General features: G+C 26.9%; 16 protein-coding genes and 2 tRNA genes. 12 read left to right on the top strand and 6 right to left on the bottom strand.

Annotation, left to right across the window (positions count from 1 at the left end):
- Positions 1-125: 125 nt before the first annotated feature.
- The 5 genes from CRV11_RS03430 (at position 126) to ilvC (ending at position 6,185) form a co-directional block, all read left to right on the top strand.
- A tRNA-Trp gene (locus CRV11_RS03430) sits at positions 126-201 on the top strand.
- 212 nt (positions 202-413) lie between these two features.
- Positions 414-755 (top strand): MaoP family protein, encoded by a 342-nt coding sequence (locus CRV11_RS03425; protein ID WP_136131936.1) that lies wholly within the window; start codon positions 414-416, stop codon positions 753-755.
- A 324-nt stretch (positions 756-1,079) separates the two neighbouring features.
- The gene (gene ilvD, locus CRV11_RS03420; protein ID WP_136131935.1) at positions 1,080-2,933 is read left to right on the top strand and encodes a dihydroxy-acid dehydratase; all 1,854 of its coding nucleotides are present in this window, start codon (positions 1,080-1,082) and stop codon (positions 2,931-2,933) included.
- A gap of 7 nt (positions 2,934-2,940) precedes the next feature.
- Positions 2,941-4,491: a threonine ammonia-lyase, biosynthetic gene (ilvA, locus tag CRV11_RS03415; RefSeq protein WP_136131934.1), complete on the top strand. Its 1,551-nt coding sequence runs from the start codon at positions 2,941-2,943 to the stop codon at positions 4,489-4,491.
- A gap of 236 nt (positions 4,492-4,727) precedes the next feature.
- On the top strand, positions 4,728-6,185 hold the full coding sequence (gene ilvC / locus CRV11_RS03410) for a ketol-acid reductoisomerase (protein ID WP_136131933.1): 1,458 nt from the start codon (positions 4,728-4,730) through the stop codon (positions 6,183-6,185).
- 192 nt (positions 6,186-6,377) lie between these two features.
- Here ilvC and pyrE read toward each other — a convergent pair whose 3' ends face one another.
- Positions 6,378-7,004 (bottom strand): orotate phosphoribosyltransferase, encoded by a 627-nt coding sequence (pyrE, locus tag CRV11_RS03405; RefSeq protein ID WP_136131932.1) that lies wholly within the window; start codon positions 7,002-7,004, stop codon positions 6,378-6,380.
- A gap of 346 nt (positions 7,005-7,350) precedes the next feature.
- Here pyrE and CRV11_RS03400 point away from each other — a divergent pair, with 346 nt between their 5' ends.
- Entirely contained in the window at positions 7,351-8,211 is an 861-nt protein-coding gene (locus CRV11_RS03400) for a YicC/YloC family endoribonuclease (protein ID WP_136131931.1), read from the top strand.
- 66 nt (positions 8,212-8,277) lie between these two features.
- On the opposite strand, the gene CRV11_RS03395 is transcribed toward CRV11_RS03400, so the two are convergent.
- Together CRV11_RS03395 and dut are read right to left on the bottom strand one after the other, a co-directional pair.
- Positions 8,278-9,096 (bottom strand): sugar phosphate isomerase/epimerase family protein, encoded by an 819-nt coding sequence (locus CRV11_RS03395; protein ID WP_136131930.1) that lies wholly within the window; start codon positions 9,094-9,096, stop codon positions 8,278-8,280.
- A 323-nt stretch (positions 9,097-9,419) separates the two neighbouring features.
- Positions 9,420-9,878, bottom strand: coding sequence for a dUTP diphosphatase (dut, locus tag CRV11_RS03390; protein WP_136131929.1), 459 nt, complete (start codon positions 9,876-9,878; stop codon positions 9,420-9,422).
- A gap of 905 nt (positions 9,879-10,783) precedes the next feature.
- On the opposite strand from dut, the gene rpmB reads away from it, so the two are divergent.
- The 3 genes from rpmB to mutM are packed head-to-tail and all read left to right on the top strand — an operon-like array spanning position 10,784 to position 12,010.
- The gene (rpmB, locus tag CRV11_RS03385) at positions 10,784-11,002 is read left to right on the top strand and encodes a 50S ribosomal protein L28 (protein ID WP_136131928.1); all 219 of its coding nucleotides are present in this window, start codon (positions 10,784-10,786) and stop codon (positions 11,000-11,002) included.
- An 11-nt stretch (positions 11,003-11,013) separates the two neighbouring features.
- Positions 11,014-11,181: a 50S ribosomal protein L33 gene (gene rpmG, locus CRV11_RS03380; protein ID WP_136131927.1), complete on the top strand. Its 168-nt coding sequence runs from the start codon at positions 11,014-11,016 to the stop codon at positions 11,179-11,181.
- Between the two features lie 25 nt (positions 11,182-11,206).
- A complete protein-coding gene (mutM, locus tag CRV11_RS03375; RefSeq protein WP_136131926.1) occupies positions 11,207-12,010 on the top strand; it encodes a bifunctional DNA-formamidopyrimidine glycosylase/DNA-(apurinic or apyrimidinic site) lyase in 804 nt (267 codons plus the stop codon).
- Here mutM and coaD read toward each other — a convergent pair.
- Together coaD and CRV11_RS03365 are read right to left on the bottom strand one after the other, a co-directional pair.
- Positions 12,007-12,495: a pantetheine-phosphate adenylyltransferase gene (gene coaD, locus CRV11_RS03370; protein WP_136131925.1), complete on the bottom strand. Its 489-nt coding sequence runs from the start codon at positions 12,493-12,495 to the stop codon at positions 12,007-12,009. The genes mutM and coaD overlap by 4 nt on opposite strands.
- A 601-nt stretch (positions 12,496-13,096) precedes the next feature.
- Positions 13,097-13,170, bottom strand: a tRNA-Arg gene (locus tag CRV11_RS03365).
- A 178-nt stretch (positions 13,171-13,348) separates the two neighbouring features.
- Between CRV11_RS03365 and folD the strand changes: the two genes are divergently transcribed.
- A complete protein-coding gene (gene folD / locus CRV11_RS03360; protein ID WP_136131924.1) occupies positions 13,349-14,203 on the top strand; it encodes a bifunctional methylenetetrahydrofolate dehydrogenase/methenyltetrahydrofolate cyclohydrolase FolD in 855 nt (284 codons plus the stop codon).
- 28 nt (positions 14,204-14,231) lie between these two features.
- Here the strand turns inward: folD and cysS are convergent, their stop codons facing one another.
- Entirely contained in the window at positions 14,232-15,629 is a 1,398-nt protein-coding gene (cysS, locus tag CRV11_RS03355; protein WP_136131923.1) for a cysteine--tRNA ligase, read from the bottom strand.
- Between the two features lie 656 nt (positions 15,630-16,285).
- Here cysS and purE point away from each other — a divergent pair.
- Positions 16,286-16,780, top strand: coding sequence for a 5-(carboxyamino)imidazole ribonucleotide mutase (purE, locus tag CRV11_RS03350; protein WP_136131922.1), 495 nt, complete (start codon positions 16,286-16,288; stop codon positions 16,778-16,780).
- Positions 16,780-17,856 (top strand): 5-(carboxyamino)imidazole ribonucleotide synthase, encoded by a 1,077-nt coding sequence (purK, locus tag CRV11_RS03345; RefSeq protein ID WP_136131921.1) that lies wholly within the window; start codon positions 16,780-16,782, stop codon positions 17,854-17,856. Before purE ends, purK begins: the two co-directional genes overlap by 1 nt.
- The last annotated feature ends 21 nt before the right edge of the window (positions 17,857-17,877 follow it).

The raw sequence follows: 17,877 nt of genomic DNA, 5'->3' as shown, positions 1-17,877 counted from the left end.
TCAGAAGTGAAACGTCGTCGTGCCGATGGTAGTGTGGAGTTTCTCCATGTGAGAGTAGGTAACTGCCAGGTTCTAATATTTATACAAGTTTTTGTTTGAAATTGTTTTCCAAATAACAGATAGATGAGGGTGTAGTTCAATTGGTAGAGCACCGGTCTCCAAAACCGGTTGTTAGGGGTTCAAATCCCTTCACCCTCGCCAAAAAACTCATCAAGAACACTTCAGTTAAGTTTCTTTTAAGTTTCTTTTTACTTGCAAAAGATATATTTTGTTGATATTAAACAATTTAGTTAATTTATATTATAAAATTTTATTAAAAATAATTTAATATTTACCTTATTATTCATAAGGTCTTTGTATTGTACAATAATCTAATTAATAAATAATATGGTGATTTCGGTAGGAAGAAATTTATGGAAAAGAGTTTTTTGAGCGAAAATCGTTTTTTTGATAATGCAAATTACCCTCATGGTTTTTCAAGACATGGAGATTTTACGATCAAAGAAGCACAAATTCTAGAATTTTATGGTCATGCTTTTAATGAATTGACTTTATCTAAACGTAAACCGATCAATGAAGAAGAACGTTTATTTGTTGAAGTATGCAAAGGATTGCGTCAACCAAAAACAGAAGCTGAATATGTTTGGTTAAAATATATTAATTGTATTAAACGTCCCAAACGCTTTCATACATTATCTGGTAGGCAAAATCCAGTTAATCATTTAGAAGATTATAATGAAATTATTGATGATTAAATTAAGTTGCTTACATTAATATTTTAGATTTTTAAATAATTAGATAATGTTACAATAATCAATTTGACACTAATCAAAGATAAAACTGCAAAAATAATATCATATAATATTTCTTTAAAAAACATCTATTTAATAATTCAAATTAACCAGTATTACTTTTGATCTATTTTATTAATTTTGAGTTATCGTAAAATAATTTTTTATTTTATCTTAAGAAGATTTACTACTTTTAAAGTTATTAATAAATAGATTCATCCATTTGTTTTCTTTATTAAACTTTCCAAACTAATAAATAATATTATTTATTTACTGGAGTAAAAGTATATGCCCAAATATCGCTCTTATACTAGTACACAAGGTCAAAATATGTCTGGTGCTCGTGCTTTATGGCGAGCAACAGGAATGAATGATGGTGATTTTATTAAACCTATTATTGCAGTAGTTAATTCTTTTACTCAATTTGTACCAGGTCATATCCATCTTCGTGATATTGGACAATTGGTTGCCAATAATATTGAATCTTATGGAGGTGTAGCAAAAGAATTTAATACTATTGCTATAGATGATGGTATTGCTATGGGACACAGTGGGATGTTGTATTCTTTGCCTTCTCGTGAATTAATTGCTGATTCAGTAGAATACATGATTAATGCTCATTGTGTTGATGCTATGGTTTGTATTTCTAATTGTGATAAAATTACACCTGGTATGTTAATGGCAGCATTACGTATCAATATACCAGTAATATTTGTTTCCGGAGGTCCTATGGAAGCAGGTAAGATTAATATTTCTAACATATCTATAAATAAAATAAATTTAGTTGATGCAATGATACAGGGAGTGAATAAAAATATAACGGATAAAAATAGAAAAATTATAGAAAAATCTGCATGTCCAACCTGCGGTTCTTGTTCGGGTATGTTTACAGCTAATTCAATGAACTGTATAATTGAAGCATTAGGTCTATCCCAACCCGGAAATGGATCTTTATTAGCTACTCATATCTATCGTAAAAACTTGTTTATTAATGCAGCTAAATTAATAGTTGATTTAACTAAAAGATATTATAATAATGATGATTACAGTGTATTACCTAGAAATATAGCAAATAAATATGCATTTAGAAATTCTATCATGTTAGATATAGCTATGGGAGGTTCTACTAATACTATTTTACATTTACTAGCTGCAGCACAAGAAGGTGAAATTGCATTTGATATTTCAGATATTGATTTTCTTTCTCGCAAGGTACCGCATCTATGTAAAATATCTCCCAATACTAATAAATATCATATGGAAGATTTACATCGTGCTGGTGGTGCTATAGGTATTCTAGGTGAATTAGACAGAGCTGGTTTACTTAATCATCAAGTATATAATATTTTAGGTCTTAGCCTTCGTGAAACATTAGATAAATATGATATAACTTTAACCAAAGATGAAGAAGTCAAAAAAATGTTTCGAGCGGGTCCAGCAGGCATATATAATTTAGAAGCATTTTCACAAAATTGCTATTGGAATACATTAGATTGTGATAGAAAACATGGTTGTATTCGTTCAAGTAATTTTGCTTATTCTCAAGACGGAGGTTTAGCTATATTATATGGTAATCTTGCACAAGATGGATGTATTGTAAAAACTGCAGGTGTGAATAAAAAAATCTTGCATTTTAGAGGACAAGCAAATGTTTTCGAAAGCCAAGAAGATGCTGTGCAAGCAATACTTAGTGGTAAAATAACAGCAGGAGATATAGTTGTAATTCGTTACGAAGGTCCTAAGGGCGGTCCAGGAATGCAAGAAATGCTGTATCCAACAACCTATTTAAAATCTGCAGGTTTGGCTAAAAAATGTGCATTAATCACAGATGGTCGTTTTTCTGGGGGAACTTCTGGCCTTTCTATTGGACATATTTCTCCTGAAGCAGCCAATGGGGGCATAATAGCATTAGTGAAAAATGGAGATTTTATTGATATCAATATTCCATCTAGAAGTATTCAATTATTAGTATCAGATGATGAATTATTATTTAGACATAAAGAACAAAAAAATCGTGGCTGCAAAGCATATCGTCCTTTTAATCGCAATCGTGTCATTTCATGTTCTTTGCGAGCATACGCCTTATTAGCTACTAGTGCTGACAAAGGTGCGGTACGAGATAAAAATCAACTAATAGGTTAAACTAGTAATGATTTTATTAAAATCGCTCAATAATAATGCACCATGTGGTGCTGAATATTTACGTGCAGTATTACGCTCACCAATATATGAAATAACTAAAATAACTCCTTTGCAAAAAATGGAAAAACTATCATTAAAATTTAACAATACAATATTAGTCAAACGCGAAGATCATCAGCCAGTACATAGTTTTAAATTACGTGGTGCTTACGCAATGATAGCAGGATTAAGCCAAGAACAAAAATCTCGAGGAGTGATTACTGCTTCAGCAGGTAATCACGCACAAGGTGTAGCATATTCTGCTAACAAATTAGGAATCAAATCATTAATTATAATGCCTAAAGCAACAGTGGATATTAAGATTGATGCAGTTTGTGCATTTGGAGGAAAAATTATTTTACATGGTAATAATTTTGATGAAGCACTATCTAAGGCTATGGATATCGCAAAACAATATGGATATACTTTTATTCCTCCTTTTGATCATCCTACTATTATTGCAGGACAGGCTACTTTAGGAATGGAGTTATTACAACAAGATGCTAATATTGATAGAGTATTTGTTCCTGTTGGAGGAGGAGGTTTATTAGCTGGAATAATAATTTTATTAAAACAACTAATTCCCCAAATTAAAATCATAGCAGTAGAATATGAAGATTCAGCATGTTTACAAGCAGCATTAAGAATAGGTAGACCAACAAATTTAGCTAATGTTGGATTATTTGCTGATGGAGTAGCAGTTAAATGTATAGGTACAGAAACATTTAGAATATGTAAGCAATACTTAGATGATATCATTACTGTAAATAGTGATGCAATTTGTGCTTCGATGAAAGATTTATTTGAGGACATAAGAGCAATAGCTGAGCCTTCAGGAGCTCTTTCACTGGCAGGGATGAAAAAATATATTCAAAAACATAAAATTATTAATGAAAGGTTGGTTCACATACTATCTGGTGCTAATATGAATTTTCATGGGTTACGTTACGTATCAGAACGTTGTGAATTAGGAGAACAAAAAGAAGCCTTATTAGCTGCAGTAATTCCAGAACAACATGGAAGTTTTTTGAAATTTTGTCAAACATTGGGTAGACGTTATATAACTGAATTTAGCTATCGTTACTTAGATAGTGATAGAGCTCATCTTTTTATTGGAATTCGTTTAACTCGTGGTTCAGAAGAAAAAAATGAAATAATTAATCAAATGTTCAATAAAGGTTATGAACTAATAGATTTTTCTGATAATGAAATAGCTAAATTACATATACGTTATATGATTGGTGGAAGACCAATAAAAAATTTAAAAGAACGGTTATTTAGTTTTGAATTTCCAGAGTCACCTGGTGCATTATTAAAATTTTTACAAACTTTAGGAAATAATTGGAATATTTCATTATTTCACTATCGTAGTCATGGAACTGATTATGGACGTGTTCTAGCAGCTTTTGAACCTGATAAAAACAGTTTTTTTGAAAAACACCTAATAGCTATTGGTTATAACTTTCATGAAGAAACAAATAATCCAGCCTTTCATTTTTTTCTAACAAATGATAAATAAATAATATTTTAATTAAATGTTTACTTTTTAAGTATTAAATTATTTGATTAAATAATATATTTTAAAACAACCTAATTTTTAATTAAGTATTGATTATATTGAAAAATTATTTTATATCAATTAACTATTAATTATTGATAATTATTATTCTTATTAATATCTATCATAATGTATATTGTTCATATTAGCAATGTTAATTGTAATCAATAAATAAATTTAAAATTACTGGAGTAATTATGAATAATTATTTTAATACACTAAACTTACGAAATAAATTGATACAGTTGAAAAAGTGTCGTCTTATGGATAAAAATGAATTTTCAAATGGGATTAATTACTTAAAAAACAAAAAAATTGTTATTATAGGATGTGGTTCTCAAGGGTTAAATCAAGGTCTAAACATGCGTGATTCTGGTTTAGATATTTCTTATGCTTTAAGAAAAGAATCTATAATTGGAAAACGTGAATCTTGGCTAAGAGCTATTAGTAATAATTTTACAGTGGGAAATTATGAAGATTTAATTCCAAAAGCAGATTTAATAATCAATTTAACTCCAGATAAGCAACATTCAGAAGTTGTAAAACGTATTCAACCATTAATGAAAAGTGGTTCAACCTTAGGTTATTCACATGGTTTCAATATTGTTGAAGAAGGTGAAAAAATAAGAAATGACATTAGTGTTATCATGGTAGCACCAAAATGTCCTGGCACAGAAGTAAGAGAAGAATATGTTCAAGGATTTGGAGTACCTACTTTAATTGCAGTGCATACAGAAAATGACCCTAAAAAAGAAGGTATAGATATTGCTAAATCTTGGTCGGTTGCTATAGGAAGTCATAGAGCAGGTGTTTTAGAGTCATCTTTTGTAGCTGAAGTGAAATCTGATTTAATGGGAGAACAAACAATTTTATGTGGCATGTTGCAAACAGGTTCATTGCTATGTTTTGAAAAATTAATATCTGATGGATTTGATATTGCTTATGCAGTAGAACTTGTTCAATTTGGATGGGAGACTATTACTAAATCATTAAAAACAGGTGGCATTACTTTAATGATGGATAGATTATCTAATTCTGCAAAAATTCGTGCATATTACCTTTCTGAAAAATTAAAAAATATTTTGACTCCATTATTCCATAAACATATGGATGAGATTATTTCTGGTGATTTTTCTTCTAATATGATGATAGATTGGAGAAACAATGATAAAAATTTACTTATTTGGAGAGAACAAACTCGTAATACTGTATTTGAGAAATTTTTAAATACATATAATAGAGAAATGTCAGAACAAGAATACTATGATAATGGTGTAATAATGGTTGCGATGTTAAAATCTGGAATCGAATTAACATTTGAAACTATGTTGAATGTTGGTATCAAAGCAGAATCAGCTTACTATGAATCTCTATATGAACTACCTCTTATTGCAAACACAATCGCTCGTAAACGTCTTTACGAAATGAATCTAGTTATATCTGATACTGCTGAATATGGTAATTATTTGTTTTCTTCTCAAGCAATTCCTTTGTTAAAAGGTTTTATAGAGACATTAGAATCAGGTGATTTAGGAAAATCATATAAAGATAACAATATGATTAATAATGAGCAATTGCGGGATATAAATGAATTAATTAGAAAACACCCAGTTGAAATAGTTGGTTGTAAACTTCGTGATTATATAATCAAGTAAATGTAATAATTTAGTTATTAACTTAAATATTAAGTAACATAATTTTTAATATTTTCAGTCTATACATGTACACTTAAATTAAATTATATCGACTTTCTTAAATCTAAAGCACTTTAATGTAAAATAATAAAATGAAAATTGTATAACAATTTATGTTATAGAATAACAAGCAATTAATATATTTAAAAGATATTATATTCCATAAGTATCTTGATAAGAGTAAATAAATTTTAAATTATTAGACATATTTTGTTTTGTTTTTAGATAGTCTACTAAATCAGATAGAGTAATTATAGAGAGCACTGTATGTTGATGACCAGTTGCAATTGCATTATTAAATTTAGTCTCTTGTCTATCGAGTGAAATTAATATACCAATTAAATTTGCGTTATAAATATTCATAATATTAACAGATTCAGAAATGCTTTTCCCTGTAGTTATTACATCATCTACTAAAATTATTTTTCCATATAAAGGATTTCCTATTAATAAACCACCTTCACCGTGATCTTTAACTTCTTTTCTATTAAAACAATAGGGAGTTTTAATTTTATAATATTTGGCTAAAGCTATAGCCGTAGAGATAACAATTGGAATTCCTTTATAAGCCAAGCCAAATAATACATCAAACTCAATTTTACTATTTATTAATAATGTTGCATAGAAATATCCTAATTTTGCAATATCACTGCCATTTGACAATAAACCTGTATTAAAAAAATAAGGACTTTTTCTGCCAGATTTTAAAGTAAAATGTCCAAATTTTATTAATTGTCTACTAAGTGCAAATTCAATAAATTTATATTTCCAATCTTCCATTTTATATTCCATTAAAATTTGTTCAGTTCTATTATCAGAATACTAATTTAAGAGAACTGACTATATTTATTTAATTAATATGTCATTAAAATGATATTTAATCACTAAAAAACAAAAAATTATATTGATGACTCCTCTTTATTTTTACATTGTAATATATTTCATTATAAAATAAATATTTAAATATCCAACTATTAAATTATTACAATATATAATAAATAAAAATATTTTACATAATAATAAATTTTTATAAAAATACTAATTATATTTTATATCTTTGGTTTTAATTGTGTTATTGTATAATATAGAAATGTTTGTTTTAAAATTATAATTATGAGCATAGATTATGACTAATAGTATGACTGCTTACTCTAGCTATAAAGAAAAAAGCAAACAGGGTAGCCTGCATTGGGAATTTCGTTCAGTTAATCAGCGATATCTAGAAATATATATTCATTTACCAGATTATCTAAAAAGATTAGAATCAAAAATTAGAAAAAATATTAGACAACGATTGACGCGTGGTAGAATAGAATGTACCTTGAATTTTGAAATTGATCAAAAATGTTTTCCTGAATTAAATATAAATCAAGAATTAGTTAAGCAAATAATAGATGCTGCTTATAAAATAAAAAAACAAGTCAATGAAGTTATTATAAATCCTCTTGAAATTCTACGTTGGCCGGGTGTTATATCTGATAAAAAAAATGATGTAATAATGGATTGTGAAATATTAAATTCAATGGATAATGCACTAAATAATCTAATTAAAATGCGCGAAAAAGAAGGAGTCGTACTTCAATATTTAATTGAAGAAAAATTAAAAAAAATAGAAATCGAAATAGATAAAATACGCCGTTATATACCAGAAGTTTTACAATTACAACACAAACGAATTTTAGAAAAAATAAACAATGCAGATATTCAATCAGAAAATTATAAAATTGAACAAGAATTATTTTTAATAACCCAACGAATTGATATAACCGAGGAATTAGATCGTTTAGATATCCATATAAAAGAAACATTTAATATTTTAACTATGCAAGGAGCTGTAGGTAGAAGGCTAGATTTTATGATGCAAGAACTTAGCCGAGAATCTAATACTATAATATCTAAGTCTGTTAATTCAAATATTACTATCTGTGCAATCGAATTAAAAGTATTGATTGAACAAATAAGAGAACAAATTCAAAATATCGAATAAGAATAATACTCAACAAATATATGCTTTATTTGTTTATATTGTAACTTCATATAAACATTGATCAAATCAAGGCCAATAATAATTTAGAGCAGACCATGCTTGTTTAGCAACTTCATATGGAGGCAAACATTTGAGTTGATCATTAAATACTTCAATGCCAATAGGACCTTGGTATTCTATGCTCTTTAATTTGTCTATAAAACTTTCAATTTCAATAATTCCCTTGCCTGGAAGTTGACGTTCGTGGCGTGCTAAATTAATTAAACTATTTTTGTCTTTAGGTGGTTTCGAAGCAATGTCACACAATTGTACTTCATAAATGCGATCCTCTGGAATACCATCTAATTGAAAAGCATTTCCTCCAGAAGCATAAATATGAAATAAATCTACTACTAATCCAATATTAGGTTGATCTAATCTTTTTATACGTTCCCATGCTAATGGTAGTGTATTATCAACAGTGCTCCAAGACATAGGTTCGTACATTATTTTCATCTTATATCTAATTGCTTCTGATGCCATCCAAAGTAAATCTTTATCTATTTTATCTACAAGACAATCTTCTCGAGTACTAGCAGGCGCTTGAATTGCATCACAACCGATTGATTGTGCAAGTTGAATAAATTGACGTAATTCTTCTCTTTTCTGTTTATGCTGTCCATTAGGTATACCTGCAAAATCTCTCAACACTTGCAAATTTGTAAAACCTATTCCTTTTTGAATTGCAACTTTCATAATAGAAGAAATACCATAGGAGTTGTTTTGTATATCTTTTCGCCAAATTTCAACTTGATCAAAACCAGCTTTATGTGCTGCTTGCAATTTTTTTTCTGTTTCTCCACCCAACAAAACTAAATTAAGGAATTTCATGTTGCGCTTTTTCATTAATATATTCCTTAATAATCTTCAATAGAGCTCTCCAATAGTCACAATTTCTGTAATCATAAAGTTATCTTCTAAAGAACTTAATGTTTTATTCTGTAATTTAGAATTGTTTAATGTATATGGTAGTTTAATTCACAATTAAATAAATAATTACATGAACAATATATTTATAATACTATTATATTGATAGTAATATTGTAATATACATCAATTAAATTTTTATATAATTATATTTGTTATATTTAAAATTAACAACAACACTTTAACGAAAGTAATTTATGTCTATTAATAAAAAATTTATAATAGTTATTATAAATCATAATTTATCTGTTACCTGAATGACCAAATCCATTTTTTCCACGCCAGCTGAAATTAAAATTTCTTACTAAATTAAGTTCTACTTTAATTATTGGTATAAATACTAGTTGCGCTACACGATCTCCAGGTTTAATTAAAAAGCTCTTTTCTCCTCGATTCCAAATCGATATCATAAGTTGCCCTTGATAATCCGAATCTATTAAACCTACTAAATTACCTAATACAATTCCATTTTTATGGCCTATTCCTGAACGAGGTAAAATTAATGCTGCTATATCGGGATCTGCAATGTGAATTGACAAACCAGTAGGTAGTAATTGAGTATTATTAGGTTTAATATCTAAAACATGATCAATACAGGCACGTAGATCTAATCCTGCAGACCCAGGAGTAATGTAATTAGGTAAAGGAAAGACTTCACCTAAGCGATAGTCGAGAACTTTAACATCTATTTTTTTTATCATATAAATTAGTAATCTTATCTAGTAATTAATGAATAGGAAATAGTTTATTTGTTACATATTTTAATATTGTAATTAAAATAACATTATATATTTAATATGTAGATGATTATTTATTGATATTTTACGAAATATGTATTACATATTTACAGCTTTAGTCATAACGTAATAACTGAGAAAATTTATAATATGATAAATATCAATATATTATTTTTTAATTAAAAATTATTACATAATTAGTATATGTTGTTCATGTTTTAGTATAATATTTAATATATTAACACGGTTTTACTATAGTTAATATCCAAAAAATAACTGACACAAATTATTTTAAATATGTAAATGAAAATTATTAAACAAACAATTTAATTATAAATTTTTAGATTCTATAATAATAAAACAATAAAATCTCCAAATAGATAAAATAAATAATCTCTTTTATTTGTGATAGATATAATTAATATACAAAATACTATGTAATGTAAAATACTATGTAATATAAATAAACAGTAATATTTAAAAATATCATTATAACATCTTTCTATAATTCATATTAACATTATACCATTATCGAGTAAATAAATTATTATCCTAATATTTCATTATTATAAATATATTTTAATTGTTTCAAATTATTTGCTAATACTAATATATTCAGATACATTGTATTCAGATACATTGAAAATGTTATAGATAAACTATCTTGATAAAGATAGTTTATGATACCACATATATATAATTATTATGATACCACATATATATAATTTCTTTTTTAACTTTTAAGTTTGATTAAATAATAAAACTAGTTTAATATTTACGTTTAAGTATCGTTTGTATTAAGATATTTAAATTAACAGAAAATAAAATATAATTCATGTCTTTATTAGAAATACTAATGGATCATTAATATGTCAAAAATATGTCAAGTAACAGGAAAACATCCTCTATTCGGAAATAACCGTTCTCATGCTATGAATGCAACTAAACGTCGTTTTTTTCCCAACTTACATATCCATCGCTTCTGGATAGAAAGTAAAAAACGTTTCATTACTTTAAAAGTATCTACGAAAGGTATTCGAATTATAGATAAAAAAGGTATTGACGCTGTTTTGAGTAAAATTAATTAAGGAATTTAAATATGGCAAAAACTATTAGAGAGAAAATCAAGTTGATTTCCTCTTCTGGCACAGGGCATTTCTATACTACTACGAAAAATAAGCGTAATAAATCTACAAAACTAGAACTAAAAAAATTTGATCCCGTTATACGGAAGCATGTTCTTTATAAAGAACATAAAATTAAATAATTTATATACTACTATGAGGTAATGCATGCCAGAATTACCAGAAGTTGAATCTTGTCGTATTAGTATTGAGCCTCATCTACTTAACCAAAAAATTAATTATACCATTGTACGTAATGTAAATCTTCGTCGGCCAGTATCAAAAGAAATTATAGATTTAAAAAATCAGTTTATATTGAGCATAGATCGTAGAGCAAAGTATTTATTGATAAGATTAACACTTGGATGGATTATAATACATTTTGGAATGTCTGGCAGATTAATTTTATTAAGTGAATATATACCACCAGAAAAACATGACCATATAGATATAATTATGCAAAATAATATATTAAGATATACAGATCAACGTCGTTTTGGTATATTTTTATGGGTTAATGATCTATCAAATAATGTTTTATTTAATAAACTAGGATTGGAACCATTAAGCGATGAATTTAATAGTGAATATCTTTTAAAAAAATTATATCTAAAAAAAATTATTAAGCAATCTATAATGGATAATAAAATTGTTGTTGGAATAGGAAATATTTATGCAAATGAGATTTTATTTTCTTCTGGTATTCTTCCATTAAGAAGATCACAAGATCTAAATGATAAAGAGGTAAAATCGCTAGTTAGTAATATTAAATTAACATTGCTGAAAGCAATTAAACACGGAGGAACTACTTTGCGTAATTTTTTACAAAGCAATGGTAAACCTGGATTTTTTGCTAACCAGTTAAAAGTATATGGAAAGTTTAATGAACCTTGTTTATCATGTGGAACTAAGATAATAAAAGAAAAACATGCATCAAGAAGTAGTTATTGGTGTCCAACTTGTCAAGTTTAGTTAAATTTTATCTTTTTCATCAAGGCTGTATTAACTAAAGTTGGCAATAAATTTGATACGTCTCCGCCACAATAAGCCAATTCTTTTACTAGTGAAGAAGAAATAAAAGAAACATCTTTAGATGTTATAAAAAATATACTTTCAAGTGTTGGTAATAGGTGTTTATTAACTTGTGCCAATTTCATTTCATACTCAAAATCAGCTGAGGTACGTAATCCTCTGATTAAAACACTTATTCTCTGTGTTTTTGCAAAATGCGATAATAAACCATTAAAACCCATTATTGTGATATTAGATAAGTGTTGTGTAACTATTCTAGCTAAATTAATTCTTTCTTCTAGTGTAAATAAATTTTTTTTATTGGATTTAGCAGATATACCTATGATTACATAATCAAAAATTTTTGCAGCGCGCGTAACAATGTCTAAATGACCTAGTGTAATTGGATCAAATGTTCCTGGATATATAGCTCTTTTTGTTGTCACACAAATTCCTTATAATAACTATTTTTATAACTTAAAAATATATAGATATCATAAGTATACTAAATAAAGTAGTCATTCAATAACTAAATTAATTGCACAATCAACTTTTTGTTAATATTCAATATTAGTATAATAATTATAAATAATTACTAAAAATATATGATATTTATTCTAAATAATAGTATATATACTAATATGTTAGTAATGATCATTTACAGATATTTATAAACAATTAGTGTTTTATGAAAAACTATACATTCAATGTGAAGTAATAGATAATCAAGATGATCTAAAATTTAAATATTATATTACTTATTAGTTCTTGTGTAAGATCATTTTATCTTTAGCAACTAGTAAAAAACACATAAAACAACAAGCAATCTTTTAAAAGAAAATCAATTATTTTTAATAATTATCCATAGTAATAAAATCAATTTATTTATTAAATATGTAACTTATTGTTTTTATATTATATATACAAAATATTTTTGAAAAAACAAGCTCATTAATGTCAATTATTTAAATATTACTAAGAATTAAAGTAATTTTAATAAACCATAATAAAATTTTGATTATAAAATTATAAATACTATTCTAAGAACACGCCCTACAGGATTTGAACCTGTAACCTACGGCTTAGAAGGCCGTTGCTCTATCCATTTAAGCTAAGGGCGCACAAATCTTTTAATAGTAAAATATATTAATTAAAAAAAATCAACTATTATTTTTTAATAAATGTTAAATTTTTTTGATAAATTTAACATTTATTAGTTTTTGTATTATTAGACTGTAATTATGATATTATAATAAATTATGTTTCATCTAAGCTTTATGTAACATAGTGGATTTATTAATGATCGCAAAAATTATTGATGGTAAAATTGTTGCTCAAAAATTGAAATTTGAAATAACCGAAAAAATCAAGAAACGTCTTAAAATAGGAAGGCGAATACCAAGTTTAGCAATTATCTTAATAGGAGATAACCCAGCATCAAAGATTTATGTAATTAATAAGCGTCGTGTATGTAAAGAAGTGGGTTTATTATCTTTTCTATATGATTTACCAGCAACCACTAGTGAACATGAATTGTTGAAATTAATTGATAATCTTAATAAGGATAATAACATTGATGGCATTTTAGTGCAGCTTCCATTGCCTAGAAACATCAATTATTTTAATATTCTAGATAGAATTAAACCAGATAAGGATGTAGATGGTTTTCATCCTTATAATATTGGCCGTTTATGTCAAAGAATTCCTAAATTAAGTCCATGTACTCCTCATGGTGTTATCGCATTACTTAAGCATTACAACATTAATACTTATGGACTTAATGCTGTCATTATAGGTGCTTCCAATATTGTTGGTAGACCTATGAGTATGGAATTATTATTAGTTGGATGTACTACTACAGTTACACATCGTTTTACTAAAAATTTATATCAACATGTAAAAAATGCAGATCTTTTAATTGTAGCTGTTGGTAAGCCAAACTTTATTCCTGGTTATTGGGTTCAACCAGGTGCAATAGTCATTGATGTTGGAATAAACCGACTTAATAATGGTAAATTAGTAGGAGATGTAGATTTTGAAACTGCTTATCAAAGAGCGTCTTTCATTACTCCTGTTCCTGGAGGAGTAGGACCTATGACTGTTGCTATGTTAATGAAAAACACCTTGCAAGTTTGTGAAAATTTTCATGATTAGTTCCTCATATACTATGACATTATTAATTTCATCTGTGTCTCCATGTAGATTGATATAAATTATCTTCAATCACTATTCCTAAGTCGTTAAGTTTATCACGAGCTATATCAGCTTCTTGCCAGTTCTTTAATTTTCTCGCTTGGTTGCGAATTTTTATAAGATGATTAATTTCCTCTCTCTTTTCTGAATTGATTTTATGATTTTTTTGTAAAAATTGTTCTGGATCTTGTTGTAGGATTCCCAAAACACTAGCTATTTCACGCAATTTAAATGCTAATGTGTTTGCCATTATAATATCTTGTTTCTTAAGACTATTAATAGTATGTGCCATATCAAATATTATAGAATAAACTTCTGGAATATTAAAATCGTCGTTCATTGCATTACGAAAACGACTTTCAAAATTTGTATATTTTTGACCGTTTGTATCTATAATATTATTGGTATTAGTATTCAATAAAGCTGTATATAAACGTTTTAAAGCTATATTTGAATAATGCATTTTATTTGCAGAATAATTTATAGGACTGCGATAGTGAGAAGATAACAAAAAATATCTAATACTTTCTGGATCATAATTGGATAATAAATCTCGTAAAGTCAAAAAATTTCCTAATGATTTAGACATTTTTTTGTTGTCTATCATCATCATCCCGGTATGGATCCAATAATTAATTACAGTGTTTTTATGAGCGCAAATTGATTGTGCTAATTCATTTTCATGATGAGGAAACATTAAATCTGATCCTCCTCCGTGAATATCTACAAATGAACCAATTTTTTTATGAATCATCGCAGAACATTCTATATGCCATCCTGGTCGACCATTACCCCAAGGAGAACTCCAATAAGGTTCGTTTTTTTTAGATATTTTCCATAATACAAAATCTATAGAATTTCTTTTTGTACTTAATGTTTCATTGCGGTTACTATTTTGCAATTGTTTTAATTTTTGATTAGATAAAATCCCATAATTTTGGTGTTTGTTAACTTCAAACACTACATCACCATTATCAGCAATATAAGCATAACCACTATTAATAAGTTGGTTTATAAATTCGATAATTTCTAATATATGATTTGTAGCTCTTGGTTCACTTGATGGTACCAAAAGATTTATAGAACGAAAATCATCATGCATATTTTTTATCATACGATCGGTAAGATCTTTAATATTTTCATTGTTTGCTTTAGCACGTTTTATAATTTTATCATCTATATCAGTTATATTACGCACATAATTTAAATCATAACCCATATAACGTAAGTATCTGGCTATTACATCAAAATTTACAAAAGTCCTGGCATGCCCTATATGGCATACATCATATACTGTAACTCCACAGACATACATGCTAATCTTGTTTTTGCAAATGGGTGTAAATATTTCTTTTTTATGGCTTATAGTATTGTAAATTTTAAGCATTCAAAATTTCCGCTTATTATTAATATTATACTTAATATTGTATTTTTATCTTGATAACACAAGTATTGTCTAATATGATATATTTGTTTTTGTTGTAAATAATTTAAATAAAATAGTTTTATTTAAATTAAAACTTTAATATACAAATTACCTTTGACAATTACTATTAATAATTTTATTAAATGAAGGAATTATTTTTAATATTTAATGTAAATAACAAATATTGTTATATTAATTAGATAATGAAACAAATACAATGCTATTGTATTTAATATACTTCATTATATATCATAATAACAATTATTATTGTATTCAAATAATTTCAAAAAAAATAGATTAATAAAATTTACAAAAATTTTTGTGAGTTTATTTTTTAATTATCTAATTAAGGCTGTTAATTTAGAGTATTCGTTATTGTATAATAATATTGTATTATAATAGAGATTATATTTTATATTTATTTTTATTTTTTGAATTTAACATATATTATATGCTAGTTTAGTTATTTAAAATAAAAATGTTTTCTATAATTATCCGAACCCTTTTTCTTAACTTAACACTAATTATTTACGTTAATAATTTTAAATTTTATTTTTCTGCTTATAGAAATTATTTTAATTATATCTTTCAATTAAGTAATTAAGAGTTTTAAAAATATGAATTTAGTCAATATCGCAATTATTATGGGTTCTAAAAGTGACTGGTATATAATGAAATTTGCTGCAGAAATTTTACAAGAATTAGACATACCATTTCATGTCGAAATAATTTCAGCACATAGAACGCCAGATAAATTATTTGTCTTTGCTGAATGTTCTAATGAGAACAATTATAAAGTCATTATTGCTGGTGCAGGTGGTGCAGCACATTTGCCAGGAATGTTGGCAGCAAAAACTATAATCCCAGTATTAGGAGTCCCGATACCAACTACATATCTAAATGGAGTGGATAGTCTCTACTCTATTTTACAAATGCCTTCTGGCATACCAGTTGCTACACTAGCTATAGGTAAAACAGGCGCAATAAATGCAGCTTTATTAGCTACCGCAATACTTGCAATTAACGATAATAATTTAGCTTTACGTCTCACTAAATGGCGTAAATCACAAACTAATATGGTACTAAACAATCCAGATCCAAGGAAAAATTAATGCAGTCTATTATTGTTATCGGAAACGGACAGCTTGGTCATATGTTACGTCAAGCTGGAGAATTATTAGGTATTGTTGTTTATTTAGTTAACTGTGATAATAGCGATTTTAAAAATATTCCATCACTATCTGACAGTGTAATTATAGCTGAGATAGAACATTGGCCGAGTAATGCTTTAACAGAAATTTTAAAAAATCATGTTTCATTTGTAAACAAACATGTTTTTTCTCATATTGTTGATCGTTTACAACAAAAAAAAATGTTGGATGATCTTAAAATAGATAATGTACCATGGCTATATCTATCAGACAAAAAAGATTGGGATAATATATTTGATATTTTAGGTAAATCAGTGATCATTAAGCGTCGTTTAGGAGGTTATGATGGCCATGGTCAATATCATATTAATCCTCAAAAAATAAAAGAATTATCTGATTCATATTATGGTAAATGTATTGTTGAGAAAAATATTCATTTCATTAATGAAGTATCGCTTATCGGTGCACGTAACAGAGAAGGAAAAACCGTATTTTACCCTCTTACTAATAATTTACATCTTCAAGGTATTTTACGTATTAGCAGCACAGTACCAAAAGTTAATGAAAAATATCAAAAACAAGCTGAAAATATCCTTAATATGATAATGCAGTATCTTGATTATATTGGAGTAATGACAATGGAATGTTTTATAACTCCCAAAGGATTATTAATTAATGAATTAGCTCCTAGAGTTCATAACAGTGGCCACTGGACACAAAATGGTGCATCTATAAGTCAGTTTGAATTGCATTTAAGATCAATATTAAATTTAGCATTGCCACAACCTATTGTATTTGGTTATTCAGTAATGATAAACCTAATTGGGATTTTAATAAATTTTGAATGGCTTAAAAATCCTGCATTACATCTACATTGGTATAACAAAAAAGTTTTAAATAGAAGAAAAGTAGGTCATTTAAATATAACTGATTTTGATCCAAATCGTTTAAAAAGTATTCTTAAATCTTTAATATCAGAACTCCCAAAAGAATACTCTAAAGTAATTCAATGGGCAATGTCAAATTGTGTATCGTAAAACAAAGTGGCGTTCTGTATG

The organism is Candidatus Pantoea edessiphila (assembly GCF_002933335.1).
Lineage (GTDB): Bacteria > Pseudomonadota > Gammaproteobacteria > Enterobacterales > Enterobacteriaceae > Pantoea_C.
This window is presented reverse-complemented; position numbering and strand designations above follow the sequence as displayed.

Excerpts from the sequence above, each read along its gene's own strand:
- rpmG (WP_136131927.1), top strand. The coding sequence starts at position 11,014 with ATGGCAAAAACTATTAGAGAGAAAATCAAGTTGATTTCCTCTTCTGGC.
- purE (WP_136131922.1), top strand. The coding sequence starts at position 16,286 with ATGAATTTAGTCAATATCGCAATTATTATGGGTTCTAAAAGTGACTGG.
- CRV11_RS03400 (WP_136131931.1), top strand. The coding sequence starts at position 7,351 with ATGACTAATAGTATGACTGCTTACTCTAGCTATAAAGAAAAAAGCAAA.
- pyrE (WP_136131932.1), bottom strand. The coding sequence starts at position 7,004 with ATGGAAGATTGGAAATATAAATTTATTGAATTTGCACTTAGTAGACAA.
- rpmB (WP_136131928.1), top strand. The coding sequence starts at position 10,784 with ATGTCAAAAATATGTCAAGTAACAGGAAAACATCCTCTATTCGGAAAT.
- CRV11_RS03425 (WP_136131936.1), top strand. The coding sequence starts at position 414 with ATGGAAAAGAGTTTTTTGAGCGAAAATCGTTTTTTTGATAATGCAAAT.
- purK (WP_136131921.1), top strand. The coding sequence starts at position 16,780 with ATGCAGTCTATTATTGTTATCGGAAACGGACAGCTTGGTCATATGTTA.
- ilvC (WP_136131933.1), top strand. The coding sequence starts at position 4,728 with ATGAATAATTATTTTAATACACTAAACTTACGAAATAAATTGATACAG.
- dut (WP_136131929.1), bottom strand. The coding sequence starts at position 9,878 with ATGATAAAAAAAATAGATGTTAAAGTTCTCGACTATCGCTTAGGTGAA.
- mutM (WP_136131926.1), top strand. The coding sequence starts at position 11,207 with ATGCCAGAATTACCAGAAGTTGAATCTTGTCGTATTAGTATTGAGCCT.
- ilvA (WP_136131934.1), top strand. The coding sequence starts at position 2,941 with ATGATTTTATTAAAATCGCTCAATAATAATGCACCATGTGGTGCTGAA.
- ilvD (WP_136131935.1), top strand. The coding sequence starts at position 1,080 with ATGCCCAAATATCGCTCTTATACTAGTACACAAGGTCAAAATATGTCT.
- cysS (WP_136131923.1), bottom strand. The coding sequence starts at position 15,629 with ATGCTTAAAATTTACAATACTATAAGCCATAAAAAAGAAATATTTACA.
- folD (WP_136131924.1), top strand. The coding sequence starts at position 13,349 with ATGATCGCAAAAATTATTGATGGTAAAATTGTTGCTCAAAAATTGAAA.
- CRV11_RS03395 (WP_136131930.1), bottom strand. The coding sequence starts at position 9,096 with ATGAAAAAGCGCAACATGAAATTCCTTAATTTAGTTTTGTTGGGTGGA.